We start from the raw sequence: 22374 nt of genomic DNA, 5'->3' as shown, positions 1-22374 counted from the left end.
GTCACTCGTCGTAAGGGCGGATGGAATCGGGAACCACCCGCGCGCCTTGCTGCTGGATCAGCTGCTGCACATTCGGGTCGTTCATGAAAGCGTCTTCTGCAGCGCTCTGGCGCTCGCCTTTCTGCCGATTGGCGCGCTCGTGCAGGGTCTCGACATCGGCACTGCCGGTTTCGATGACGATGCGCGGCATGTGGCCCAGTACCGGCATCAGCGCCTGGGCCAGGTTGGCGATGGAGCGCTCGGAGGTGAGGTATTCGAAACCCGGGGCCAGCGCCAGCCGCAGCACGCCATCGCGATGGCCGATGAAGGCGGCATTGGCTGCCAGTTGCCGCGACGGACCGTTCAGGCCGCTCCGGGTGACCAGCTCCAGCCACTGCTCCGCATCGGCGATGCGGTTGTCGTCGAGCTGGCGCGGCGACTCGGCAGCCGGCGCCGCAGCCGCGGTCGCGAACGAAGCGGGCGTCGCCGCGGCCGGCGCTGCCATCATCTCGGGCGCAGGCGCGGTACTTATTGCCGCAAGAGGCACGACAGCCGCTTCCGGCGCCACCGTGGCCGGGGGTGCAATCGCCGATGTGGGCGGCAAGGCTGGAGCGGGCGTGGCCGTTGCCGCGGTCGACGATGCGACCGGGGTGCGCACCGGCGCATCGTCCACTGCCCAGGGCGGCGTATCGTCGGCGCGCGCAGAGACCGCAGACGATGCCGGGGCGTCGCTCGCAGAGGCCGCCAGCGCAACCACCGGCACCACAGTCGCGACCGCAGGCGCTGCGGCGCTCGGCGCAAACGCCGCTTCCATCGCCTCGGACCGCTTCGGGGCCGCGGCAGCGAGCGGCGCAGCCGCCTGCATGCCCGCTGCTGACGCGGGCGTGCCGCCGGCGATGGTGGCACCACGGCCATCGTCGCCGGTGGTGCCGGCCGGCACCGCAGCGGCGGGACGGAAGGCGAGCATGCGCAGCACCGCCATTTCGAAACCGGCGCGCGGGCTGGGCGCCAGATACAGGTCACGCCGCCCGTTGAGCGCCATCTGGTACCACAGCTGGACCACTTCCGGACGCAGCTGCGCCGCGAACGGGGTCGGGTCGATGCCGTCGCCCACGAATGCCACCGACGGCACCAGTTGCTGCACCTGGACGCGGTGCAGGGCCTCGGCCAGCGCTTCCAGCACGCCACTCCAGTCCGGCGAAAATTCGGCCAGCGCGGCCACGACCTGCAACAGGCGCGCGCCATCGCCATCGGCCAGCGCCTGCAGCATCGCCCCGACCTGGGTGCGATCCACCGTGCCCAGCATGGTGCGCACCACGTCCTCGCGCAGCGCGCCGCCGGCATAGGCAATGGCCTGATCGAGCAGCGACAGACCGTCGCGCAGCGAGCCGTCGGCGGCCTTGGACAGCTGCACGATCGCCGATGGATCCGATTCGATCTGTTCGGCGGCCAGGATCCGGGTCATCTGGCCCTGGATCTGGTCCTCGTCCAGCCGCTTGAGATTGAACTGCAGGCAGCGCGACAGCACGGTCACCGGCAGCTTCTGCGGGTCGGTGGTGGCCAGCAGGAACTTCACGTGCTCGGGCGGCTCTTCCAGCGTCTTCAGCAGCGCATTGAACGCCGCCTTGGAGAGCATGTGCACTTCGTCGATCAGGTAGACCTTGAACTTGCCGCGCGAAGGCATGTACTGCGCGTTCTCGATCACCTCGCGCACGTCGTCCACGCCGGTATTGGACGCGGCGTCGATCTCCAGCAGATCGATATAGCGGCCGGCATCGATGTCCAGGCAGGCCGGGCAGGTTCCGCACGGGTCGGCGCTGGTGCCGGTCTCGCAATTCAGCGACTTGGCGAAGATGCGCGCGATGGTGGTCTTGCCCACGCCGCGGGTGCCGGTGAACAGAAACGCGTGGTGCACGCGTCCGCTGTCGAGCGCATTGCTGAGCGCGCGGACCACATGCTCCTGGCCCACCAGTTCGGCGAAACGCTTCGGGCGCCACTTGCGGGCAAGAACGAGATAGGACATCGGGCAACCAGCTTCGTCTGAACCGATATTGTGCCACGCCGCGTCAAGCCGATCGTCCGGCGCTCGACACCCGCGGCGTTCACGCACCTGACCCAGCCAGCCGCTTCGGGCCACGGTGGCGGCGGCGCCTGTCACCTCTGCCATCCAGGCGTGTCCTGCCGACCGAACCCTGCCCTCCGACGCACCGGCAGAACGCCCTCCAGGCGCACTGGGCAGGGGTGTCCTTGTTAACGGCGCCGCCGGCGGCTAGAATTCCGCTCCTGCCTTCGACCCGGTCGCAGTGCAGGCACGGAGAGGTGTCCGAGTGGTTGAAGGAGCACGCCTGGAAAGTGTGTAAGCGTCTAAACCGCGCTTCGGGGGTTCGAATCCCCCTCTCTCCGCCAGATTTAAAGTGTTGAGCTGGCCCAGTCGCGTGAGTTTCGCCGGCGCCTGGGAGGGGGTGAGAACCCCGGGTTCGACAGGTGGCGCAGCCACCTGCACGGCGAAGCCGCCCGTAGGGCGAGGTATCGAAGATGCCGAGTGAATCCCCCTCTCTCCGCCAGTTTCATGATGTGCGCGGCGACACCGCCGCCGCACATCCGGGCCATCCCGATGGCCCACGTCTTATGGTGGCCCCGTCGGTCCCTCGCGACGCTAGATCGAAAATCCCGCCAGGGCCGGAAGGCAGCAACGGTATCGATTGATGCGGGCGCCGAGGTCAACCGGCGGGGACACCACCCTTTCGATAGACGCCGATCGAACCGGCCCAGATCCTGGACTGCGAGCGGCCAGCATTTCGCTTTGTGCTGTCCGCACACGCGCAAAGCCGACCGGTCATTCGCACCCGCCATGGCGACGGCGATGCATTGCCGCGACGTCAGCGTTTTCTACGCCGCGGCGTCGTGGGCCAGCCACGCTTGCGTTGGTGACGAACTCACTGCGATTCCGGATGCAACCAGCCTGCATCGCCTTCCAGGTAATGCTCGTGCTTCCAGATCGGCACACGCGCCTTGACCTCGTCGATGATGTATCGGCAGGCGTCGAAGGCAGCGCCGCGGTGCGCCGCACTCACCCCCACCCATACCGCCATGTCACCGATGCGCAGTTCGCCTACGCGGTGCACGCAGTGCGCGCGCACGATGGAAAACCGTTGCATCGCCTCGTCTAGCACACGCTGACCTTCGGCTTGCGCGAGCGTGGCATACGCTTCATATCGCAGCCCCGCAACGCGACGGCCATCGTTGTGATTGCGCACCCAGCCTTCGAAGCTGGCGAAAGCGCCGGCCTGCGGATGCTCCATCCCCTCGCGCAGGCGATCGACCGGCAAGGCGGCCTCGGAGAGCGCGAACAGGCCCGTCGTCCGATCGTTCATGCTCAACCTCCCGACACCGGTGGAATGAACACCACTTCGCTGCCATCGCGCACTGCATCCTCCCAACCGGCGAACGCGCCATCCACCGCCACGCGCAATTGCGCCGGCGTCCAGCGCAGGCCGTGCCGCGCATCGAGCTCTGCATACAGTCCCCGCAGGTCCTGCGCGCCGGTCTGCACGCGCTCATCGGCAATGCCCGTGGCTTCGCGCAGGCTGGCGAAATACAACACCGTCACCGTGGCCGTCATCGTGCCGCTCCGAGATCGCGCTTGCCACCACGCTTGGCCACCAGCCTGGTCGGCCCGATCGTCATCGCGTGCGACAACGCCTTGCACATGTCGTACACCGTCAGAGCCGCCACGCTGGCGCCGGTGAGCGCTTCCATCTCCACGCCGGTACGGTGCACGCAGCGCACGGTGCACTGGATCTCCAGCGCCTGATCACCGGCCCAGTCGATCTCGAAACGGCAGGCATCGATCGGCAATGGATGGCAGAACGGGATCAGTTCGTGGGTGCGCTTGACTGCCATCGTACCCGCGATCACCGCGGTCTCCACGATGCCGCCCTTGGCGCTGCGCAGGCCGCTGGCGCGCAACTGCGCCGCGACGGCTGCCGGAAAGCGCACACGGCTGGTGGCCGTGGCACTGCGTGCGGTGACTGCCTTGTCGGAAACATCCACCATGGTGGGAAGCCCGGCGGCGTCCAGGTGGGTCAGGCGTGCGGGACGGGATTTGGCAGGCATGGGCAACGACACAGTGACAGGCGCTCAGGATGCGGCATTCTCGGTGAACGCAGTGGCTTGAGGGAACAGCAGCCGCCCTCCCGACCTGCCTGCATCCTCATTAGCGACGCAAGGCGGGTGCGTTCGATGCCATCGCAGTTGCAGTCGGCAGGTACCGCAGTGAAGCGACTCCGCGTCGGCCAGCAGCTGGCGGCAGCGGCACCTCCATCGTCAGTCGCGGCATCGGCGCGCACTGCGGCGATCACCCGGCGCCGCGCGCTTGCGGACACAATGCACTCCGAAAAGCACGGACCAAGACGCGCTCCGGCACCTGCGTTTCGCCACGCAGCTTCCGCTTGGAGCGGGCGCCTGCGCCCGCTCATCCACCGATCAGGAACATCTCCACCGGCTTGCCGCGGCGCGGCGCGGATGCGCGCACTTCGCTGTAGCGGTCGCCGCGCAGACTCCAGCGTTGACGCAGATGGGTGGCCAGCGCACTTTCGCCGTCGGCCAGAGCCGGTTTGAGGTCATGGCCCTGGCTGGCGAACAGGCAGGTGTACAGATGCCCATCGGCCGACACGCGCGCGCGCTGGCAATCGCCACAGAACGGCACGCTCACCGAGCTGACAAATCCCACCTCGCCCGCACCATCGGCAAACGCGTAGCGCTGTGCGACTTCGCCGATGTAGTTGGCATCGAGCGCACGCAGCGGCCAGCGCGCACTGATGCGTTCGTGCAGTTGCGCGGAGGTCACCACCGCACCTGGCGTCCAGCCATTGCAGCTACCCACATCCATGAATTCGATGAAGCGCAGCACGTGCCCACTGCCACGGAAGTGTTCCACCAATGGCAACACCTGATCTTCGTTGACGCCACGCTGCACCACGCAATTGATCTTCAGCCGCTCGAACCCGGCCCGTTCGGCCGCGGCAATGCTGCCCAATACCTGCGCGATCTCACCGCGCCCGCCGCTCATGCGCTTGAACAACGCAGGGTCCAGCGCATCCATGCTCACCGTGATCCGGCGCAGACCGGCATCACGCAGCGCCTGGGCCTGCCGCGCAAGCAGGGCACCGTTGGTGGTCAACGCGAGGTCTTCGATGCCATCGATCACCGCCAGACGCGCAATCAGGCTGGGCAGGTCTCGCCGCAGCAGCGGCTCGCCGCCAGTCAGGCGCAGCTTGGTGACGCCCACGGCCACGAAGGAGCGCACCAGCGTCTCCAGCTGATCGAAACTCAGGCGTTGTTGCGCATCCAGCCCGTAGTCGTCCGGAACGCGGTCTGCCGGCATGCAGTAGCCGCAGCGGAAGTTGCAGGCTTCGATCACCGACAGGCGCAGATCACGCAAGGGGCGGCCGTAGCGGTCCTGCATGGGTGCGCCGGCCAGCGTCGGCAGGGTCAGGGCGCCCATCAGCGCACCATGGCGGCGGTCGGCTCCGCCAGCATCAGGCACTGCCCGGGCACGGCCACCCGATGGCCACGCGCGCGCAGCACGTCACCGTCGGCCTCGCTGGCGTAGTGGTACAGCAGCATGCGGTCCAACAGGTCCTGCGGGTACTCCCGCTCCAAATCGTCCACGCCAGTATGCGACGGGTTGCCGTGAACGCCGCAGTCATGCGCGATCAGCTCGTTGTCGCCCGCATAACGCTTCAGCATCTCGGGGATCGGCCGGGTATCGCCGGTCCAGACCAGCGCGCCCTGCAGGCGTAGCCCATAGGCGGTTTCCGGCCAATGATGACGCACCGGGAACACCTGCAGCCGCACACCGTCGTGCCAGAACGCATCGCCCACCGGCACCAACTGGAAGGCATCCCAGAAATTGGCTCCGCCTTCGGCCAGCACGTTCGGATAGTCGGCGATCCGCCGCTGCAGCAGTGGCACCACCGGCGCCGGCACGTACAGGCGGGTGCGCCCGCGCCGGTCGGAGAAATAGCTGTCCACGAACACCCGCTCCAGCCCGCCGACATGATCCAGATGCACATGCGTGATGAAGATCGCCTGCGGCAGCCGGCCATAGTGCGCCTGATAGGCGGTCAGCCCCTCGCTACCGCAATCGATGGTCAGCCACGGTTCGCCGGCACGCTCGAGCGTAGCCATCGGAGAACCGAGCGCCACCGCCGACGCATTGCCGACTCCCTGCACCCGCAAGGCCCAGTCCATCAGTAGCCCCGGCCCCAGGCCAGTTCGTAGGCACGGTGCAGACGCTGGTAATCCTTGTCCACTTCTTCACGGCTGCGCTTGCCGCGCAGCTTCAGCAGCGAACGATGCAGTCGCTCGAGGTTGCGCTCGCGCCAGCGGGTGGCCGGGATGCGCAGCACGCCGCGGTCGAAATCGATCAACCAGCCGTGTCCGCCGGCATCGAACAGGATGTTGTGCGCATTGAGATCGGCATGATCCAGCCCGGCACGGTGGAAGCGCGCAATCAGCTGGCCGGCGGCCTCCCACGGCGCACCGCGCCCGGCCACCTGCGCGTGATCAGCCAGCGAACGCACGTTTTCCAGTCGCTCCATCAACAACGCGGCGCGATAACCCAGCCCCTCGCGCAGATAACAGGCGGCCAAGGGCCGCGGCACCGGCAACTTGCGCTTGATCAGTTCGCGCATCAACCGGAACTCGGCAAAACTGCGCGTGCGCCCGGCGCCCTTCCACAGATAGCGATCCCGGCTCACCCGCGCAGCCATGCCACCACGCAGGTACTGCCGCAACACACTGCGACCGAACGGCGCGTCCACGAACCATGCCCCGCCGCGCCCCCCCTCATCGACCGGCCGCGCCCTGTCGCCCCAGCGCTGCGGCGAGAACAATCCCGCATCGGCTTGCCGCAGCCGTTCGCGGTCGAACAGAATGGCGCCGTAGCCGCGGCCCTCGCGATACGGCGTCAGCGCTTCGGTGGCGTCGAAAGAACCCATCCATCGAGTCTAACAACACCATGGCTGTAACGCCTGCATCGCTGTGTCTGCTGCGCCTGTCGGCCCTGGGCGACGTCACCCACGTGGTGCCACTGGTGCGCACGCTGCAGGCGGGGTTTCCGCAGGCGGCGCTGCACTGGATCATCGACAAGGCCGGCCTGAAGCTGCTAGACGGCCTGCCCGGCGTGCACTTCCATGCCTACGACAAGCGCAGCGGCGTGGCCGGCATGCGTGCACTGCGGCGACAGCTGGCGCCGCTGGGACGTTTCGATGCCCTGCTGCACATGCAGGTGGCCTTGCGCGCGAATGTCCTGTCGGCGTTCGTGCCGGCGCAGCGGCGCATCGGCTACGACCGCAGCCGCTCCAGGGATCTGCACGGACTGTTCGTCAACGAACGCATCGCCGATCGCCCCGGCATCCATGTGCTCGACGCCATCGGCAGCTTCGCCGAGCCGCTGGGACTGCGCCAGAGCATGGTGCGCTGGGATCTGCCGGTACCGGATGAGGCGCACGCCTGGGCGCGGGCGCAATGGGACGACGATGGCCGCCCGGTACTGATGATCTCGCCGTGCTCCAGCCACGCGCGCCGCAACTGGTATCCCGATCGCCACGCCGCGCTGGCCGATCACGCCGCCGCGCAGGGATGGCGGATCGTGCTGTGCGGTGGCCGCAGCGATCTGGAGCGCAGCACTGCCGATGCCATCGTCGCCAGCGCGCGTATCCCGGTACTGGATCTGGTCGGCAAGGACACGCTCAAGCAACTGCCCGCCCTGCTCGCCCGCGCGGATCTGGTGGTGACGCCGGATTCGGGGCCGATGCATATCGCCAATGCGATGGGCACCAAGGTGCTGGGCTTGCACGCGGCCAGCAATCCGCGCCGCAGCGGCCCGTACTCGGACGTGCGTTATTGCGTGGACCGCTACGACGCTGCGGCCCGCAAATATCTGCACAAGCCGGCCGACCAGCTCGATTGGGGGACCAAGATCGAATTCGACGACGTGATGCAGCTGATCAGCGTGGAAGATGCCATTGCCGCCTTCGAGCGGTATCGCGCCGATCATCCACGCTGACCGCTGAAGGCCGCTGTTCTGCCGCACCCATCCCCCATGCGTGCGCGCTGCGGCCCTGGTGGCGCCAGGCATGACACCACACCCCCGCGCCACCGATCGCGCGCCAGCGGCAGCGCGATCGAGCTGGCGATGCCTCAGGCGCCCTTGGCGCGATAGTCCTGGTAGGACTTCTCTTCCACGTACGAAGAGCCCAGCGCCAGGTTGATCTGCTTCTTGATCCGCGCGCGCTCGTCGTTTTCGATGTACACGCTGCGCGCCAGCTGCACGAAGGTGTCGTCGAAGGTCTGCGCCTGCTCCTTGAGCCGGATATCGTCTTCGATGACCCATAGCCGCTCGTTGACGGCCTTCAGCTCGGCGCGCAGCCGCACGATGTCGTGGCCGGCGGCCGGATGCGCCATCCAACTGTTTTCCAGCGCGGACAACTCGTTGCGCACATTGGTCAGCTTGGCCGCATCGCTCATGCGCTCGGACTTGATCTGCAGGATCGCGATCTTGTCGAGCAGCTCACCAAAGGACACGGGCACCAGGATCTCGGACATGACACACCTCCAACGGGAATCGAGCGGATTGTAGTCGTCGCCGTACGCGGCGATTGCCACACATAAACAAAAGCCCCCTTGCGGGGGCTGATGCGAATCTGGCGGAGAGGGGGGGGGGATTCACTCGGCACTTCGTGCCTTCGCCCTACGGGCGGCTTCGCCGTGCAGACAGCTGCGCTGTCTGTCGAACCCGGGGCTTCTCACCCCCCAATGTCGCCGGCGAAACTCACGCGGCACTGGCACACCTATTCGCCTCAATCTGGCGGAGAGGGGGGGATTCACTCGGCACTTCGTGCCTTCGCCCTGCGGGCGGCTTCGCCGTGCAGACAGCTGCGCTGTCTGTCGAACCCGGGGCTTCTCACCCCCCAATGACGCCGGCGAAACTCACGCGGCACTGGCACACCTATTCGCCTCAATCTGGCGGAGAGGGGGGGATTCGAACCCCCGAGGCGCTATAAACGCCTGCCTGATTTCGAGTCAGGTACATTCAACCGCTCTGCCACCTCTCCAGATGGTCCCCAGTGTCCTGGGGCCGTGCATCATACGGGCACACGGCTCTGGCGACAAGCGGCCCCGGCCGGGGTCGGGTGGCGCCATTCCCGGGCGGGCGTGAACCGGCACCACGCGCTTCGCCGGCCGCGTGTTGCCGCTGACCGGTCGGGCCGCGATGATGGTGGCGCATCCTCTCCCTGGCGACCCGGCCCCATGCTCGAATTCGGACACCTCACCCATGTCGGCCTGCGCCGTGACCTCAATGAGGACACCTACTACGGCGACAGCGAACTGGGGCTGTGGCTGGTGGCCGATGGCATGGGTGGGCACGCCTGCGGCGAGGTCGCCAGCGCACTCGCACGCGAGACCATCGTGCGCGAAGTACGCGCCGGCACTGCGTTGGCACAGGCCATCCGTATTGCCGACGAGGAAATCATCAAGACCTCACGCCGCTGCAACGACACCCTGCCGATGGGCACCACCGTGGTGGCTGCACGCGTCCTGGGCCAGCGCTTCGAAGTCGCCTGGGTCGGCGACAGCCGTGCCTACCTGTGGCGCGACGGACGGCTGGCCCAACTGAGCCAGGACCATAGCTATGTGCAGGAACTCATTGCCCAGGGCACGCTGACCAGCGAGCAGGCGCGTGCGCACCCGCATCGCAACGTGGTGACGCAGGCACTGGGCGTGACCGACCCGGCGCACCTCAATGTCGCCACCATGCAGGGCGAGCTCAAATCCGGCATGCAGCTGCTGCTGTGCAGCGACGGACTGACCGAGGAGGTGGACGATGCCACGATCGCGGCAACGCTGTCGCAGGCCGACTGCAGTGCGCAGGAGTGCGTCGAGTGCCTGGTTGCCGCGGCACTGGATGGCGGCGGCTCGGACAACATCACTGCCATCCTGGTACGCAGCTACTGACCTGGTACGTCGCTACCGAGCGCGCGTCGCGCAGCCATCGTGCCGCAACGCCCGCAGCCCGCGGCTCCCAGCACGGCCTGCGTAACGAATACCGGCCGGGCGCACCCGACGGGATCACCCGACCCAGGCCGCTCGCCTAGCCGGCAACCGCGACCTCTTCGACCGGCGAATCCCACAGGGCACGCCCGGCCTTCTTGCGCAGCTGCGCCAGGCGCGCTTCGTGCGCCTGCGATTCCGAAGCGGTCACTGCCACGCGTGGGCGCGGCAGCAGCAAGGCGGGATCGAAGGCGATCATGCTGCCGCCATCGTCTGCATGCTGGCCGGCATCGGCACTGGCAAAGCCGATCTCCTCCTGTCCGGAGGTGAGCGCGATATACACGTCGGCCAGGATCTGGGCATCGAGCAAGGCGCCGTGCAACTGGCGATGCGAGTTGTCCACGCCCAGCCGCTTGCACAGCGCATCCAGTGAATTGCGCTGCCCTGGATACCGCTCTCGCGCCATCATCAAGGTGTCGATCACCGTAGCGCGGTCGACGACACGACCGTAGCCATCGCCCAGCAGCGCCAGTTCGTTGTCCAGGAATCCCAGGTCGAACGCGGCGTTGTGAATGATCAGTTCCGCGCCGTCGATGTAGGCGAGAAATTCCTCCACCACGTCGGCGAACACCGGCTTGTCGGCCAGAAACTCGAGGGTCAGCCCGGTCACTTCCTGCGCACCGGCTTCGAAGTCGCAATCGGGCTTCAGATAGCGATGAAAATTATTGCCACTGGGGCGGCGCTCCAGCAGCTCCACCGCACCGATTTCGACGACGCGGTTGCCCTTGCGCCATTCCAGGCCGGTGGTTTCTGTATCGAGAATGATCTGACGCATGAATCCTCTTTAGAGCGGCTAACAGAACGTAGCGAGCGGTCGTCAGGTGGGTGTGGACGGCGCGGAGGAACCGGAGTGTACGTGTGGTACATGCCGATTCCGAGCACCGGCCGCGCCCGCCTGACGGCGGCGCAGTCGTTTTGTTAGCCTCTTAGGCAGTTGCGCTACCAGCGCGTTGGGCGAGGGCCTGGTTGCGGGCGAGCACGTCCACGCGTTCGTTGTCCGGGTCGCCGTTGTGGCCCTTCACCCAGCGCCAATCGATGCTGTGACGCTGCGTGGCCGCATGCAACCGCTCCCACAACTCGCGATTCTTGACCGGATCGCCGCCAGCGGTTTTCCAGCCGCGCCGCACCCAGCCGGACATCCATTCGGTGATGCCCTGCCGGACGTATTGCGAATCGGTGTGCAGCACGATCTGGCAAGGCTCGGTCAGCGCCTCCAGCGCCATGATCGCGGCCATCAGTTCCATGCGGTTGTTGGTGGACACCGCTTCGCCGCCCGCCAGTTCTTTCTCGCGGCCGTTGTAACGCAACAGCGCCGCCCAGCCACCTGGACCGGGATTGCCGAGACAGGAGCCGTCGGTATGCACTTCAATTGATTTCATCAGCTTTCAGAATCGCAACGTTGCAAAGAGTTCAGATCGTGGCCACCGGCTGCGGCCAGCGCGAAGGCAGCGCAATCGGGGTCGGCGCGATCGGGGCGGAGGCACGCTTTTCCACTTCGAGCAGATATACCGCGCGCCATGGGGCACGCCCGGGATCGGACGCGCCGCGCCCCGCGCGCCAGATCGGCCCGAGGTAGCGCTCCGTTTCCACGCATTGCAGACCGGCGCGCTGCGCCAGCGACCGCCAGCGATCCGGCCGCAACGCCACCGGCCCACGGCGCGCCCAATGAAACCGGTAAGGGCTCAACGGATTGAGCGTGAATAACCATAGCCTGCCGCCCGGCATCAACAAACGCTCGCATTCGGCCAGGAAATCCGCCGCACCGCCGACCACCGCATGCTGCACCACGATGGCCTGCAGACTCTCGGTCGGCAATGGAAACGGCAGGCCGCAGCGGGCATCGCCGGCAAAACGCCCGGCGCTGCGGAACAGGCGCAGGCCGCGGCCCTGCACCGCCTCTCGCGCAGGCAGGTCCTGAGTAGGAGTGATCCACAACCAGGGCTGCGAGGGGCGCGATTGCATGACGGAAACGGCGACACGGCGCTCCAGCTGCAGCAAATTGCGCCCCGCACCTGTATCAAACCAGGTTGAGACACCAGCTTGACGGGAGAACGGCGCGGCGGGCATGGTCCCAATTCTATGCGACTGACCGCCCTGCCCGCATTCGACGACAACTACATCTGGGCGCTGATCGCTGCCGATGGCCGGGCCATCGTGGTCGATCCCGGGCAGGCCGAGCCGGTGATCGCGGCTGCGGCGCGCGATGGGTGGACGCCCAGTGCGGTACTGCTGACCCATCACCACGCCGACCATGTTGGCGGCGTGGTGGCGCTGACGGAACGCTGGCCGCAACTGGAGATAGTTGGTCCGGCCGACCCGCGCATCGCCGGTGACGTTCGCGCAGTGGGCCAGGGCGAGCGCGTACGCCTGCTTGGCACCGACTTCCAGGTCCTGGAGGTCCCGGGGCACACGCGCACCCACATCGCCTTCGTGAGCGACCAGCACCTGTTCAGTGGTGATACCCTGTTCAGCCTAGGCTGTGGGCGCATGTTCGAAGGTACCGCACCGCAGATGTTCGACTCGTTGCAGCGACTGGCCCGCCTGCCAGGCCAGATGCTGGTGTGCTGCGGCCACGAATACACGCTGGCCAATGCGGCTTTTGCGCTGCATGTCGATCCCACCAACGCTGCCTTGCAGCGCCGTCAACAGGAAGCCCAGGCCATGCGTCACGCAGCCCGTCCTACCCTGCCGATCTCGCTCGAGAGTGAACTGGCCACCAACCCTTTCCTGCGCACCGACACTGCGCAGGTGCGCGCCGCAGCAGCATCGCACGCCGCCGTCACACTTACTTCTGATGTCGATGTTTTCGCCGAACTTAGGCGCTGGAAAGACGACTTTCGCGCATGAGGCGCTTGATTCTGGCAGCGCTGGCCGCCTGCGCGGTCATCGCACCGGCGGTTGCAGCAGCGTCCACGCCTGGCGATAACGCCGTCGCCCCTTCCGGGCTGCGCAACGGGCGGGAGATCTTCGCCGCCTTCCTCGATGGTCGCGCCGACCCGGGCTGCGACAGCAAGCAGAGCGACGTCCGTTGGGAGCAGCACTTCTCCCGCGCCCCTGCCCGGCTTGCCGACGATGCCCAGGACGTGCTTCCACTGTTCGGCTATGTGGTCGATGAGCTGCGCGCCGCCGACATGCCGACCGAATTCGCGTTGATCCCGTTCGTCGAGAGCGGCTACCGCCCCGGCGCCCGCAATGGCAGCGGACCGGCAGGCCTGTGGCAGTTCATCGCCAGCACTGCGCGCAACCACCACGTTCCGGTCGGAGCGCAGTACGACGGCCGTCTGTCGGCGGTGGATTCCACCACTGCCGCCGTGCGCTACCTCAAGACCTTGTATGGCATGTTCGGCGGCGACTGGCGCCTGGCCCTCATGGCCTACAACGCAGGCGAGTATCGCGTGCTGCAGGCCATGCGCAGCGCCGGGATGAATGCACAGAACGCGCGCCCGTCCGAGCTGCCCGGCATGTCCAAGGTCACCTACGAATACGTCGAAAAGCTGCACGCGCTGGCTTGCGTCCTTGATCACGCCCAGCGGCAGGACAGCCTGCTGACCTCGCTGGACCGCCAGGTACCGGTGCTGACCGAACACGCACTCCCTGCCGGCACCAGCCTAAACGCCTGGGCCGGGCAACGCGACATCGAACCGAAGCTGCTCGCCCGCCTGAATCCAGCACTGGCAGGCGCACGCGCAGCCCCCAAGGCAGTGCAGGTGCTGGCGCCGGTCGCCGCGTCCGCGCAGGCCGACACCGCCGCCCCCGTTCTCGCCTCCACCGCTCCAGCCAAAGGACCAGGCAGTGATGTGGTGACGGCGACGGCCGATACGACGAGCACCAGGACACGCGAGTCCCGTGCACGCACGCATACGGTGCGCAACGGCGAGTCCGCCTGGGCCATCGCACGCCGCTATGGCATCACGGTCGCCACCTTGCTCGCCAGCAATGGCCTGGACAAGCGTGCAGTGCTGAAGCCGGGCATGGTGCTGTCGTTCAACGACACGCCTTGAGCCAACCGCCGCCCGGCACTGGAAGCCGGGCGGCATAGTCGGCACGGGCGTCACTGACCAGCCTGGGAATCCGGCACCTCCGCGCCCTGCATGCCCGATACGCCACGCGTCGATCGGCAGCGGAACCCTAGTCCCCCTCGTCCAAACATCGAGCCGTTCGGTGCCATTGCGGCCTGCGTGAGAGCCCGGAGTACAACGCCTCGCCAGGAAGCGTTAGCGGCGCCCGGGCCTGCCAGTTCGCGGGCGGCCAGATGCGTTGACTCCGCCTCGTGGACCAACGTCGGAATGGCTGCACCACTCCCTGCGGCGCACCGGCGGGCGGGCACAGGCGATGCCGGCAAGCGAGGCAAACCTCTGGCGCAACATGTGCGCTTGCAGGCCGCGTCTTCCACCGCCGCGCCCTGGGCAAAAAAAAGAGCCCGGTTGCCCGGGCTCTTCTCGCATCAGTGAAACGACGAACCTTACAGCTGCGCTTCTTCGATCTGGATCTTGTACTGCTTGCGCATCGCTTTGACATAGGCCTGCGCGGCGTTGTTGCCGTCGATCTGGCTCAACTGCTCACGCAGCATCGTCTGCTGCTCGGCCGGCATCTGCTTCAGATCGCCCGGCGTGGCCTTGCTGATCACGAAGACCGCAAAGCGGCCACCGTCCAGCTCCACCTTGCCGACCGACGGCTTGCCCTCGGCCGGACGTGGCGCACTGAAAATGACGCGGTTGGCAGCCGGGGTCGGAATCGGCGCGGTGCGCGGCAGGCCCGGAATCGGCTGCAGCTGCAGCTTCTCGCTCTCGGCCAACGCCTGCAACGTTTCGCCCTTCTGCACGCGTGCCAGCAACGCGTCGGCCGCTGCAGCCGCCGCCTTCTCGGTGCGATCGGCATGGATGGCAGCGACGACCTTGTCGCGCACCTTGTCCAGCGGCAGCGCCTGTTCGGCGACATGGTTGGTCACGCGCAGTACCACACTGTGGTTGGGCGCAATGGTGATCGGATCGCTGACCGTGCCGTCCTGTACCAGCGTCTCGGAGAAGGCCGAACGCAGCACCGCCGGATTGGCCGCGATCCCGCTGGCGTTGGCGCGCGAGAACGGACCCAGCGTCTGCACCGGCAGACCCACCTGCTTGGCGGCCGGCTCCAGTGCCGTCGGGTTCTTGTAGATCTCATCCACCAGCTTGCCGCTGACATCGGCAAACGCCTTGTCGGCATCGGCCTTGAGCTGCTCGGCAGCGAGCTGGTCGCGCACCTGCTCGAAGGACTTGCCCTGCCCGCCCTTGACCTCACGCAGCTGGATCACGTGATAGCCGAACTCGCTCTTGATCGGCCCGACCACATCGCCGGCCCTCATCGAGAACAGCGCGTCTTCGAACGGCTTGACCATCGTGCCCTTCTCGACCCAGCCCAGGTCGCCGCCGGCGTCCTTGGAACCGGGGTCCTGCGAATTGGCCTTGGCCAATGCGGCGAAGTCGGCTCCTGGTTGCTTGGCCTCGGCGGCAAGCTTGGCAGCCTTCGCCTCTGCCGCTTTCTGCCCGGCAGCGTCGTTGCCAGCCGTAATCAGAATATGCGAGGCCAAGCGCTGATCCGGCTCGACAAAGCGCGCCTTCTCTTCGTCGTAACGCTTGCGCAACGTCGCCTCGTCGGCGGCAGTGGCCGGCGGCATCGTGGCGGCATTGAGCTCCACGTACTCGATGGCCACCGTCTCAGGCTGACGGAAATCCTGCGTATGCGTGTCGTACCACTGCTTGACCTGCGCGTCGCTGACCGGAGCCGTGTCGGCAGCCGGCGCCGGCAGCACCGCCAATTCAACGTCGCGCGTTTCGCCCATCAGCTTGAGCAGGCGCTCGAACTCGCCCTTGGTCGCAAAGCCCGATTCGGCCACGGCCTGGGGAATCACCGACTGCTGCAGGCTGTCGCGCACCAGCGCATCGAACTGCGCCGGCGTGCGCGGCGGATTCCCCTGCGCGAGCGCGGCGCGGTACTGATCCGGGCTGAACTTGCCATCGACCTGGAACGCCGGAATGCTGCCGATGTAGTCGCGCACTGCCGCATCGCCGATGACGATCCCGGCATCTTCTGCACCCAGCCGCACGACTTGCTCGTCCACCAATTGATCGAGCACCTGCAGCTTGTTTTCGCGGGACTCGAACCGGCGTGGATCGAAATCCTCGCCCTGACGCTGACGTTCCTGCAGGCGCGCCTGCTCGAAACGCGTACGGAAGTCCTGGGTACTGATCTCGTGGTGCTGCCACAGCAGCGACACCGGCCACCACGAAGGCGCCGACTTCCACCAGCTTGGCGGTGCCTGCACCTTGGCCACGTTATTGGCGCCAATGCCGCCGAGGTAGCTGTTGTCGATGACGAACAGGAACGGAATCATCAGCAACCCCAGGATGGCGGTAGCGATCCAGCCTGACGTCTTGTCGCGAAGTTTCTGCAGCATTGGCAAATCACGGCCTGTGGGCGAGCCGCGCAGTGTAACGCGCTTGACGCCACGCACCCAGCCCGGCTCCGGTCGCCACTGGCCAGGAACATGCACAAACAGATCCGATACCCGGCGGGCACAGACATCCCAGAGCCCTCCGAAGCACCGTATGCATCGGTGAATCGACCGCAGCAGCGCAATCACCGACGGCCTCGCCACCACTCCACGCCACCGTACACCCGCGTCCCATGGCCGAAATGCCCCCAAAAAAAAGCCCCCGGCGCAAGGCCGGGGGCTTCGGTGTAACTGGCGGAGCGGACGGGACTCGAACCCGCGACCTCCGGCGTGACAGGCCAGCATTCTAACCAGCTGAACTACCGCTCCGCTTTAAACTTGGACCTCGACTCCACCGCATCCGCAGCACGAATGTCGTGGAGAAAACGAAGCCCCCAATCGCTCAGGGGCTTCGGCGTAACTGGCGGAGCGGACGGGACTCGAACCCGCGACCTCCGGCGTGACAGGCCAGCATTCTAACCAGCTGAACTACCGCTCCGCGCTTGAAACTGTTGCCTGGTGCTTAGTGGTGGGTGCTGAGGGTTTCGAACCCCCGACCCTCTCCGTGTAAGGGAGACGCTCTACCGCTGAGCTAAGCACCCTAGCGAGTCGATTAGTTTACTGCATCCTTCAGGGCTTTACCAGCCTTGAATGCAGGATTCTTCGAAGCGGCGATCTTGATGCTGTCGCCCGTCTTCGGATTGCGGCCCGTACGCTCGGCGCGCTCGCGGACCTGGAAGGTGCCGAAGCCAACGAGGGTGACGGCGTCGCCCTTCTTCAGCGCCTTGGTGATTTCGCTCACAACCGCATCGACAGCGCGGCCAGCTTCAGCCTTGGAGATGTCAGCGGCAGCGGCAACGCCATCGATCAATTCGGTTTTATTCATTCTTGAAACTCCCTTTGCGGCAGATGCCGCGGAATCGACAATCGGCGCTCTTGCCGTTAGCGAAGAACCCGACACAAGTGGTATCGCGTGACGCATCACATTTTGCCGCGCCCACGAGTCGTGCATTTATACCAGCGCCCCCAACAGCACGCAAGCCAAAACCCAATAACGACGCGGGTTTTGGCTTGTTTCGAGACCTTCCAGACAGCGCACGTTAGTGCTTGACGCGCGCCCCCGGCGTGGTACGCGACTTGCCGCGAACGGCGACCCGCGAGGCGTTCTTGCGTGCCTTTTCCTTGCTCGCCTTCTTCGGCGCCAGTGGACGCTCCAGGGCGAGATCCAACACCTCGTCGATCCACTTCACCGGCACGATCTCAAGATCGCGCGTGACGTTGGCCGGAATATCCGCCAGATCCTTGCGGTTCTCGTCCGGGATCAGCACGGTACGGATGCCGCCGCGCAGGGCAGCCAGCAACTTCTCCTTCAACCCACCGATGGCCGAAACGCGACCACGCAGGGTGATCTCGCCAGTCATCGCCACATCGGCGCGGATGGGCACCTTGGTCAGGATCGACACCAGCGACGTCACCATCGCAATGCCCGCACTCGGGCCGTCCTTCGGTGTCGCGCCATCGGGCACGTGCACGTGGACATCGTGTTTCTGCAGGAAATCCACATCGATGCCCAGTCGCTCGGCGCGCGAACGCACCACCGACAGCGCCGCCGACGCCGATTCCTTCATCACGTTGCCGAGCTGACCGGTCAGGATCAGGTTGCCCTTGCCCGGCACCAGCGTGGACTCGATCTGCAGCAGCTCGCCGCCGACCTCGGTCCAGGCCAGGCCGGTCACCAGGCCGATCTCGTTTTCCTCCTCGGCGCGGCCGAAGTCGAAGCGGCGCACACCCAGGTACTTGTCGAGGTTCTTCGAGCCGACCGCCACCAATGCCTTCGGCTTGCCCTTCTTGGCGACTGCCTTCTTCGCTGCCGGCTGCGGCCCTGCAAGCGCGATTTCCTTGACCACCTTGCGGCAGATCTTGGCGATTTCGCGTTCGAGGTTGCGCACGCCCGACTCGCGCGTGTAATAGCGCACGACGTCCTGGATCGCATCGGTGCCGATCTCGATCTCTTCAGGCTTCAGGCCATTGGCCTTGATCTGCTTGGGCACCAGGTAGCGCATGGCGATGTTGAGCTTCTCGTCCTCGGTGTAGCCGGGGATACGGATCACTTCCATGCGATCCAGCAGCGGACCTGGAATGTTGAGCGAGTTGGAGGTGGCGACGAACATCACCTCCGACAGGTCCAGGTCCACTTCCAGATAATGGTCGTTGAAGGAGTTGTTCTGCTCGGGATCGAGCACCTCCAGCAACGCCGACGACGGATCGCCGCGGAAGTCCATCGACATCTTGTCGATCTCGTCCAGCAGGAACAACGGGTTCTTGCTGCCCACCTTGTTGAGGTTCTGCACCAGCCGCCCGGGCATGGAACCGACGTAGGTGCGGCGGTGGCCACGGATCTCGGCCTCGTCGCGAATGCCGCCCAGGCTCATGCGCACGAACTTGCGGTTGGTCGCCTTGGCGATCGACTGGCCGAGCGAGGTCTTGCCCACGCCCGGCGGCCCGACCAGGCACAGGATCGGCCCCTTCATCTGCTTCACCCGCGACTGCACCGCCAGGTACTCGAGGATGCGCTCCTTGACCTTGTCCAGACCGTAGTGATCGGCATCCAGCGTGTCTTCTGCGACCTTCAGGTCCTTGCGGACCTTGGTGCGCTTCTTCCACGGCACGCCCAACAACCAGTCCAGGTAATTGCGCACCACCGCCGCCTCGGCGGACATCGGCGACATCTGCTTGAGCTTGTTGAGTTCGGCCTTGGCCTTGGTCTCCACCGGCTTGGGCATGCCGGCCTCGGCGATCTTGCGCGCCAGTTCCTCCAGTTCGCCCGGTGCATCGTCCAGGTCGCCCAGCTCCTTCTGGATCGCCTTCATCTGCTCGTTGAGGTAGTACTCGCGCTGGCTTTTCTCCATCTGCGACTTCACCCGGCCGCGGATGCGCTTTTCCAGCTGCTGCACATCGATCTCGCCATCCACCAGGCCAACCAGCAGCTCCAGGCGCTCGCCGATTTCGGTGATCTCGAGCAGGCGTTGCTTGTCGGCCAGACGCACGCCGATATGCGCGGCAATGGTATCGGCCAGGCGGCCGGGCTCGTCGATGCCGGCCAGGGTCTGCAGCAGCTCGGGCGGCAGCTTGCGATTGGTCTTGACGTACTGCTCGAACAGCGACATCAACGAACGCGCGATCGCTTCCAGCTCGCGCGGCTCGCGCGCATCGCTGGCTTCCACCTCGATGCCCTGACCCTGCAGCGCGCCGTCCAGCTCGACCACCTTGTCGACAGTGACGCGCGACAGGCCTTCGACCAGCACCTTGATCGTGCCATCCGGGAGTTTCAGCAACTGCAGCACCTGCGCCAGCGTGCCGACGGCATACAGGTCGCCGGCCGCGGGGTCATCGGTCTCGGCCGACTTCTGCGCGACCAGCAGGATGCGCTTGTCCGCCTCCATGGCCTTTTCCAGCGCGCGCATCGATTTGTCGCGGCCAACGAACAAGGGGATCACCATGTGCGGAAAAACCACGACGTCGCGCAACGGCAACACCGGCAGATCGAGAACTTCTGGTTGGGACTTGGCCATGGGGCGCTCCGCAGGAATCGAGGTGTCTAAGGCGTAAAAAAAGCCGATGGCCCGGTTATGGGGCCATCGGCTGGACGTTGCAAGTAGCGCTTGAAACCCCTTTAGCCGTCAGCGAGGCAAGACCTGGCCGGCCGGCTGGCGAAGGCTCAGTCCCCGGACGCGGCCTTGGCCGGGGCCGGTTGTGCCTGGTAGATCAGGTACGGCTCGGACTTGTGCTCGATCACCGATTCGTCCACCACCACCTTGCTCACATTTTCCTGCGACGGCAGCTCGTACATGGTGTCCAGCAGCACCGATTCGACGATGGTGCGCAGGCCGCGTGCACCGGTCTTGCGCTTGAGCGCCTTCCTGGCGATCGCCGACAGCGCGTCGGGGCGGAACTCCAGTTCCACGCCCTCCATGTCGAACAGCTTCCGGAACTGCTTGGTGATGGCGTTCTTGGGCTCGGTCAGGATCTTGATCAGTGCCGGCTCGTCCAGCTCCTCCAGTGTGGCGACCACCGGCAGGCGGCCGACGAACTCGGGGATCAGGCCGAACTTGATCAGATCTTCCGGCTCGACCTCGGCCAGGATCTTGCCCACTTCCTGCTTGCGCTCGCTACTCTTGACCTTGGCACCGAAGCCGATCCCGCCAGCGTCGTTGGAACGCTGCTGGATCACCTTGTCCAGGCCGGCGAATGCGCCGCCACAGATGAACAGGATGTTCTTGGTATCGACCTGCAGGAATTCCTGCTGCGGATGCTTACGGCCACCCTGCGGCGGCACCGATGCCACCGTGCCCTCGATCAGCTTCAGCAGTGCCTGCTGCACGCCTTCGCCAGATACATCGCGCGTGATCGACGGGTTCTCGCTCTTGCGCGAGATCTTGTCGATTTCGTCGATGTAGACGATGCCCTGCTGCGCCTTTTCGACGTCGTAGTCGCACTTCTGCAGCAGCTTCTGGATGATGTTCTCGACATCCTCGCCGACATAGCCGGCTTCGGTCAGCGTGGTCGCATCGGCGATCGTGAACGGCACGTTGAGCAGGCGGGCCAACGTTTCGGCCAGCAGCGTCTTGCCCGAACCGGTCGGACCGACCAGCAGGATGTTCGACTTCGCCAGCTCGACATCGTCGTTCTTGCTGCGGCTCTCGATGCGCTTGTAGTGGTTGTACACGGCCACCGCCAGCGTGCGCTTGGCGCGCAATTGGCCGATCACGTACTGATCCAGCACCTCGAGGATCTCGCGCGGCTTAGGCAGGCTGGAGCGGGCCGATTGCGCCTTCTCCTCCAGTTCCTCGCGGATGATGTCGTTGCACAGCTCCACGCACTCATCGCAAATGAACACGCTGGGGCCGGCAATCAGCTTGCGGACCTCATGCTGACTCTTACCGCAGAACGAGCAGTAGAGAATCTTGTTGCTGTCGCCGGAACGACCTTGGCGGTCTTCGCTCATGCTTCTGTTACCCAGTTACCCCACCCGATGCACGGGGGTTCGATTTCGAGAATAGCACAGGGCCGGAAGGACATTCGCCCTACCCGACCCTGCCGATTTTTCCTGCAATTTCAATGACCTGACGATCAAGACGGCTGGATCGACTCTTCCGGCCGGCGCTCCAGCACCTGATCCACCAGTCCATAGGCCTGGGCATCGACGGCACTCTTGAAGTTGTCGCGCTCGGTGTCGCGCGCGATGGTCTCCAGTGACTGGCCGGTGTGCTTGGCCAGGATCTCGTTCAGACGCGAACGCAGGGTCAGGATCTCGCGCGCGTGGATGTCGATATCGGTCGCCTGCCCCTGGAAGCCACCCAGCGGCTGATGGATCATCACGCGCGAATTCGGCAGCGCGTAGCGCTTGCCGGCAGCGCCGGAGGCCAGCAGCAGCGCGCCCATCGAGGCGGCCTGGCCGACGCAGATGGTGCTGACGTCCGGCTTGATGTACTGCATGGTGTCGTAGATCGCCATGCCGGCAGTGACCACGCCACCGGGCGAATTGATGTAGATGCTGATGTCCTTTTCCGGGTTGTCGGCTTCGAGGAACAGCAACTGGGCAACGATCACGTTGGCCATATGATCGTCGATCGGACCGACCAGGAAGATCAGACGCTCCTTCAGCAGACGCGAGTAGATGTCGTACGCACGCTCGCCACGGCTGGTCTGCTCGACCACCACGGGCACCAGGTTCAGGGCTTTGGTCACAATGCTCATCGGTCTTCCTGTTGTGGCATCGGCCCGTGCCGACACCCGTGTTCGACATC

At 65.8% G+C, this 22374-nt stretch carries 20 protein-coding genes, 5 tRNA genes and 2 other RNA genes; 6 read left to right on the top strand and 21 right to left on the bottom strand.

Going from position 1 to position 22374, the window contains the following annotated elements; genetic code table 11:
• Position 1: 1 nt before the first annotated feature.
• Positions 2 to 2002, bottom strand: coding sequence for a DNA polymerase III subunit gamma/tau (dnaX, locus tag LL964_RS15745; protein ID WP_104584522.1), 2001 nt, complete (start codon positions 2000 to 2002; stop codon positions 2 to 4).
• Positions 2003 to 2292: 290 nt separating this feature from the next.
• On the opposite strand from dnaX, the gene LL964_RS15740 reads away from it, so the two are divergent.
• Positions 2293 to 2385: transfer RNA gene (locus LL964_RS15740), tRNA-Ser, on the top strand.
• Between the two features lie 231 nt (positions 2386 to 2616).
• An RNA gene (gene ffs / locus LL964_RS15735) (signal recognition particle sRNA small type) lies at positions 2617 to 2713 on the top strand.
• A 202-nt stretch (positions 2714 to 2915) separates the two neighbouring features.
• Here the strand turns inward: ffs and LL964_RS15730 are convergent.
• The 6 genes from LL964_RS15730 to LL964_RS15705 form a co-directional block, all read right to left on the bottom strand.
• On the bottom strand, positions 2916 to 3353 hold the full coding sequence (locus tag LL964_RS15730; protein WP_104584524.1) for a molybdenum cofactor biosynthesis protein MoaE: 438 nt from the start codon (positions 3351 to 3353) through the stop codon (positions 2916 to 2918).
• Between the two features lie 2 nt (positions 3354 to 3355).
• Entirely contained in the window at positions 3356 to 3601 is a 246-nt protein-coding gene (locus tag LL964_RS15725) for a MoaD/ThiS family protein (protein ID WP_104584526.1), read from the bottom strand.
• Complete coding sequence (gene moaC, locus LL964_RS15720) at positions 3598 to 4095, bottom strand: cyclic pyranopterin monophosphate synthase MoaC (protein WP_104584528.1); 498 nt, start codon at positions 4093 to 4095, stop codon at positions 3598 to 3600. The genes LL964_RS15725 and moaC overlap by 4 nt, the downstream gene beginning before the upstream one ends.
• A 358-nt stretch (positions 4096 to 4453) precedes the next feature.
• Complete coding sequence (gene moaA / locus LL964_RS15715; RefSeq protein ID WP_104584529.1) at positions 4454 to 5485, bottom strand: GTP 3',8-cyclase MoaA; 1032 nt, start codon at positions 5483 to 5485, stop codon at positions 4454 to 4456.
• Positions 5485 to 6234 carry an MBL fold metallo-hydrolase gene (locus LL964_RS15710; RefSeq protein ID WP_104584530.1) on the bottom strand — a complete coding sequence of 250 codons (750 nt, stop codon included), beginning with the start codon at positions 6232 to 6234 and terminating at the stop codon, positions 5485 to 5487. The genes moaA and LL964_RS15710 overlap by 1 nt, the downstream gene beginning before the upstream one ends.
• Entirely contained in the window at positions 6234 to 6983 is a 750-nt protein-coding gene (locus LL964_RS15705; protein WP_104584532.1) for a 3-deoxy-D-manno-octulosonic acid kinase, read from the bottom strand. Before LL964_RS15705 ends, LL964_RS15710 begins: the two co-directional genes overlap by 1 nt.
• Before the next feature lie 20 nt (positions 6984 to 7003).
• On the opposite strand from LL964_RS15705, the gene LL964_RS15700 reads away from it, so the two are divergent.
• A complete protein-coding gene (locus tag LL964_RS15700) occupies positions 7004 to 8053 on the top strand; it encodes a glycosyltransferase family 9 protein (RefSeq protein WP_104584533.1) in 1050 nt (349 codons plus the stop codon).
• A gap of 134 nt (positions 8054 to 8187) precedes the next feature.
• On the opposite strand, the gene LL964_RS15695 is transcribed toward LL964_RS15700, so the two are convergent.
• On the bottom strand, positions 8188 to 8592 hold the full coding sequence (locus LL964_RS15695) for a DUF6165 family protein (protein WP_104584535.1): 405 nt from the start codon (positions 8590 to 8592) through the stop codon (positions 8188 to 8190).
• 418 nt (positions 8593 to 9010) lie between these two features.
• A tRNA-Ser gene (locus tag LL964_RS15690) sits at positions 9011 to 9101 on the bottom strand.
• A 196-nt stretch (positions 9102 to 9297) separates the two neighbouring features.
• On the opposite strand from LL964_RS15690, the gene LL964_RS15685 reads away from it, so the two are divergent.
• Complete coding sequence (locus LL964_RS15685; protein ID WP_104584537.1) at positions 9298 to 10002, top strand: PP2C family protein-serine/threonine phosphatase; 705 nt, start codon at positions 9298 to 9300, stop codon at positions 10000 to 10002.
• A gap of 136 nt (positions 10003 to 10138) precedes the next feature.
• Here LL964_RS15685 and dnaQ read toward each other — a convergent pair whose 3' ends face one another.
• The 4 genes from dnaQ to LL964_RS15665 all read right to left on the bottom strand — a co-directional run bounded on the left by dnaQ (position 10139) and on the right by LL964_RS15665 (position 12165).
• Positions 10139 to 10873 (bottom strand): DNA polymerase III subunit epsilon, encoded by a 735-nt coding sequence (gene dnaQ / locus LL964_RS15680; protein ID WP_104584538.1) that lies wholly within the window; start codon positions 10871 to 10873, stop codon positions 10139 to 10141.
• Between the two features lie 16 nt (positions 10874 to 10889).
• A non-coding RNA gene (locus LL964_RS15675) (sX9 sRNA) lies at positions 10890 to 10965 on the bottom strand.
• Between the two features lie 59 nt (positions 10966 to 11024).
• The gene (rnhA, locus tag LL964_RS15670; protein WP_104584540.1) at positions 11025 to 11477 is read right to left on the bottom strand and encodes a ribonuclease HI; all 453 of its coding nucleotides are present in this window, start codon (positions 11475 to 11477) and stop codon (positions 11025 to 11027) included.
• A 31-nt stretch (positions 11478 to 11508) separates the two neighbouring features.
• Positions 11509 to 12165 (bottom strand): hypothetical protein, encoded by a 657-nt coding sequence (locus tag LL964_RS15665; RefSeq protein WP_104584542.1) that lies wholly within the window; start codon positions 12163 to 12165, stop codon positions 11509 to 11511.
• A gap of 12 nt (positions 12166 to 12177) precedes the next feature.
• On the opposite strand from LL964_RS15665, the gene gloB reads away from it, so the two are divergent.
• Together gloB and LL964_RS15655 are read left to right on the top strand one after the other, a co-directional pair.
• Positions 12178 to 12945, top strand: coding sequence for a hydroxyacylglutathione hydrolase (gloB, locus tag LL964_RS15660; RefSeq protein ID WP_104584543.1), 768 nt, complete (start codon positions 12178 to 12180; stop codon positions 12943 to 12945).
• Complete coding sequence (locus LL964_RS15655) at positions 12942 to 14099, top strand: lytic transglycosylase domain-containing protein (RefSeq protein ID WP_104584545.1); 1158 nt, start codon at positions 12942 to 12944, stop codon at positions 14097 to 14099. The genes gloB and LL964_RS15655 overlap by 4 nt, the downstream gene beginning before the upstream one ends.
• Before the next feature lie 461 nt (positions 14100 to 14560).
• Here the strand turns inward: LL964_RS15655 and LL964_RS15650 are convergent, their stop codons facing one another.
• The 8 genes from LL964_RS15650 to clpP form a co-directional block, all read right to left on the bottom strand.
• Entirely contained in the window at positions 14561 to 16531 is a 1971-nt protein-coding gene (locus LL964_RS15650; RefSeq protein ID WP_104584546.1) for a peptidyl-prolyl cis-trans isomerase, read from the bottom strand.
• A gap of 289 nt (positions 16532 to 16820) precedes the next feature.
• Positions 16821 to 16897: transfer RNA gene (locus LL964_RS15645), tRNA-Asp, on the bottom strand.
• A gap of 92 nt (positions 16898 to 16989) precedes the next feature.
• A tRNA-Asp gene (locus tag LL964_RS15640) sits at positions 16990 to 17066 on the bottom strand.
• 28 nt (positions 17067 to 17094) lie between these two features.
• Positions 17095 to 17169: transfer RNA gene (locus LL964_RS15635), tRNA-Val, on the bottom strand.
• 11 nt (positions 17170 to 17180) lie between these two features.
• Positions 17181 to 17453 carry an HU family DNA-binding protein gene (locus LL964_RS15630; RefSeq protein ID WP_002806049.1) on the bottom strand — a complete coding sequence of 91 codons (273 nt, stop codon included), beginning with the start codon at positions 17451 to 17453 and terminating at the stop codon, positions 17181 to 17183.
• 214 nt (positions 17454 to 17667) lie between these two features.
• Positions 17668 to 20139 carry an endopeptidase La gene (gene lon, locus LL964_RS15625; protein WP_104584548.1) on the bottom strand — a complete coding sequence of 824 codons (2472 nt, stop codon included), beginning with the start codon at positions 20137 to 20139 and terminating at the stop codon, positions 17668 to 17670.
• 146 nt (positions 20140 to 20285) lie between these two features.
• Positions 20286 to 21572, bottom strand: coding sequence for an ATP-dependent Clp protease ATP-binding subunit ClpX (gene clpX, locus LL964_RS15620; RefSeq protein ID WP_104584550.1), 1287 nt, complete (start codon positions 21570 to 21572; stop codon positions 20286 to 20288).
• Between the two features lie 125 nt (positions 21573 to 21697).
• Positions 21698 to 22324: an ATP-dependent Clp endopeptidase proteolytic subunit ClpP gene (gene clpP / locus LL964_RS15615; RefSeq protein WP_104584551.1), complete on the bottom strand. Its 627-nt coding sequence runs from the start codon at positions 22322 to 22324 to the stop codon at positions 21698 to 21700.
• Positions 22325 to 22374: the final 50 nt, after the last annotated feature.

This window comes from Xanthomonas melonis (assembly GCF_020783655.1).
Taxonomy (GTDB): Bacteria; Pseudomonadota; Gammaproteobacteria; order Xanthomonadales; family Xanthomonadaceae; genus Xanthomonas; species Xanthomonas melonis.
Note: the sequence above shows the minus strand (reverse complement) of the source record. Positions and strands in the feature narration are given on the sequence as shown.

Coding starts and splice junctions, on each gene's coding strand:
- dnaX (WP_104584522.1), bottom strand. CDS start 2,002: ATGTCCTATCTCGTTCTTGCCCGCAAGTGGCGCCCGAAGCGTTTCGCC.
- LL964_RS15730 (WP_104584524.1), bottom strand. CDS start 3,353: ATGAACGATCGGACGACGGGCCTGTTCGCGCTCTCCGAGGCCGCCTTG.
- LL964_RS15725 (WP_104584526.1), bottom strand. CDS start 3,601: ATGACGGCCACGGTGACGGTGTTGTATTTCGCCAGCCTGCGCGAAGCC.
- moaC (WP_104584528.1), bottom strand. CDS start 4,095: ATGCCTGCCAAATCCCGTCCCGCACGCCTGACCCACCTGGACGCCGCC.
- moaA (WP_104584529.1), bottom strand. CDS start 5,485: ATGGGCGCCCTGACCCTGCCGACGCTGGCCGGCGCACCCATGCAGGAC.
- LL964_RS15710 (WP_104584530.1), bottom strand. CDS start 6,234: ATGGACTGGGCCTTGCGGGTGCAGGGAGTCGGCAATGCGTCGGCGGTG.
- LL964_RS15705 (WP_104584532.1), bottom strand. CDS start 6,983: ATGGGTTCTTTCGACGCCACCGAAGCGCTGACGCCGTATCGCGAGGGC.
- LL964_RS15700 (WP_104584533.1), top strand. CDS start 7,004: ATGGCTGTAACGCCTGCATCGCTGTGTCTGCTGCGCCTGTCGGCCCTG.
- LL964_RS15695 (WP_104584535.1), bottom strand. CDS start 8,592: ATGTCCGAGATCCTGGTGCCCGTGTCCTTTGGTGAGCTGCTCGACAAG.
- LL964_RS15685 (WP_104584537.1), top strand. CDS start 9,298: ATGCTCGAATTCGGACACCTCACCCATGTCGGCCTGCGCCGTGACCTC.
- dnaQ (WP_104584538.1), bottom strand. CDS start 10,873: ATGCGTCAGATCATTCTCGATACAGAAACCACCGGCCTGGAATGGCGC.
- rnhA (WP_104584540.1), bottom strand. CDS start 11,477: ATGAAATCAATTGAAGTGCATACCGACGGCTCCTGTCTCGGCAATCCC.
- LL964_RS15665 (WP_104584542.1), bottom strand. CDS start 12,165: ATGCCCGCCGCGCCGTTCTCCCGTCAAGCTGGTGTCTCAACCTGGTTT.
- gloB (WP_104584543.1), top strand. CDS start 12,178: ATGCGACTGACCGCCCTGCCCGCATTCGACGACAACTACATCTGGGCG.
- LL964_RS15655 (WP_104584545.1), top strand. CDS start 12,942: ATGAGGCGCTTGATTCTGGCAGCGCTGGCCGCCTGCGCGGTCATCGCA.
- LL964_RS15650 (WP_104584546.1), bottom strand. CDS start 16,531: ATGCTGCAGAAACTTCGCGACAAGACGTCAGGCTGGATCGCTACCGCC.
- LL964_RS15630 (WP_002806049.1), bottom strand. CDS start 17,453: ATGAATAAAACCGAATTGATCGATGGCGTTGCCGCTGCCGCTGACATC.
- lon (WP_104584548.1), bottom strand. CDS start 20,139: ATGGCCAAGTCCCAACCAGAAGTTCTCGATCTGCCGGTGTTGCCGTTG.
- clpX (WP_104584550.1), bottom strand. CDS start 21,572: ATGAGCGAAGACCGCCAAGGTCGTTCCGGCGACAGCAACAAGATTCTC.
- clpP (WP_104584551.1), bottom strand. CDS start 22,324: ATGAGCATTGTGACCAAAGCCCTGAACCTGGTGCCCGTGGTGGTCGAG.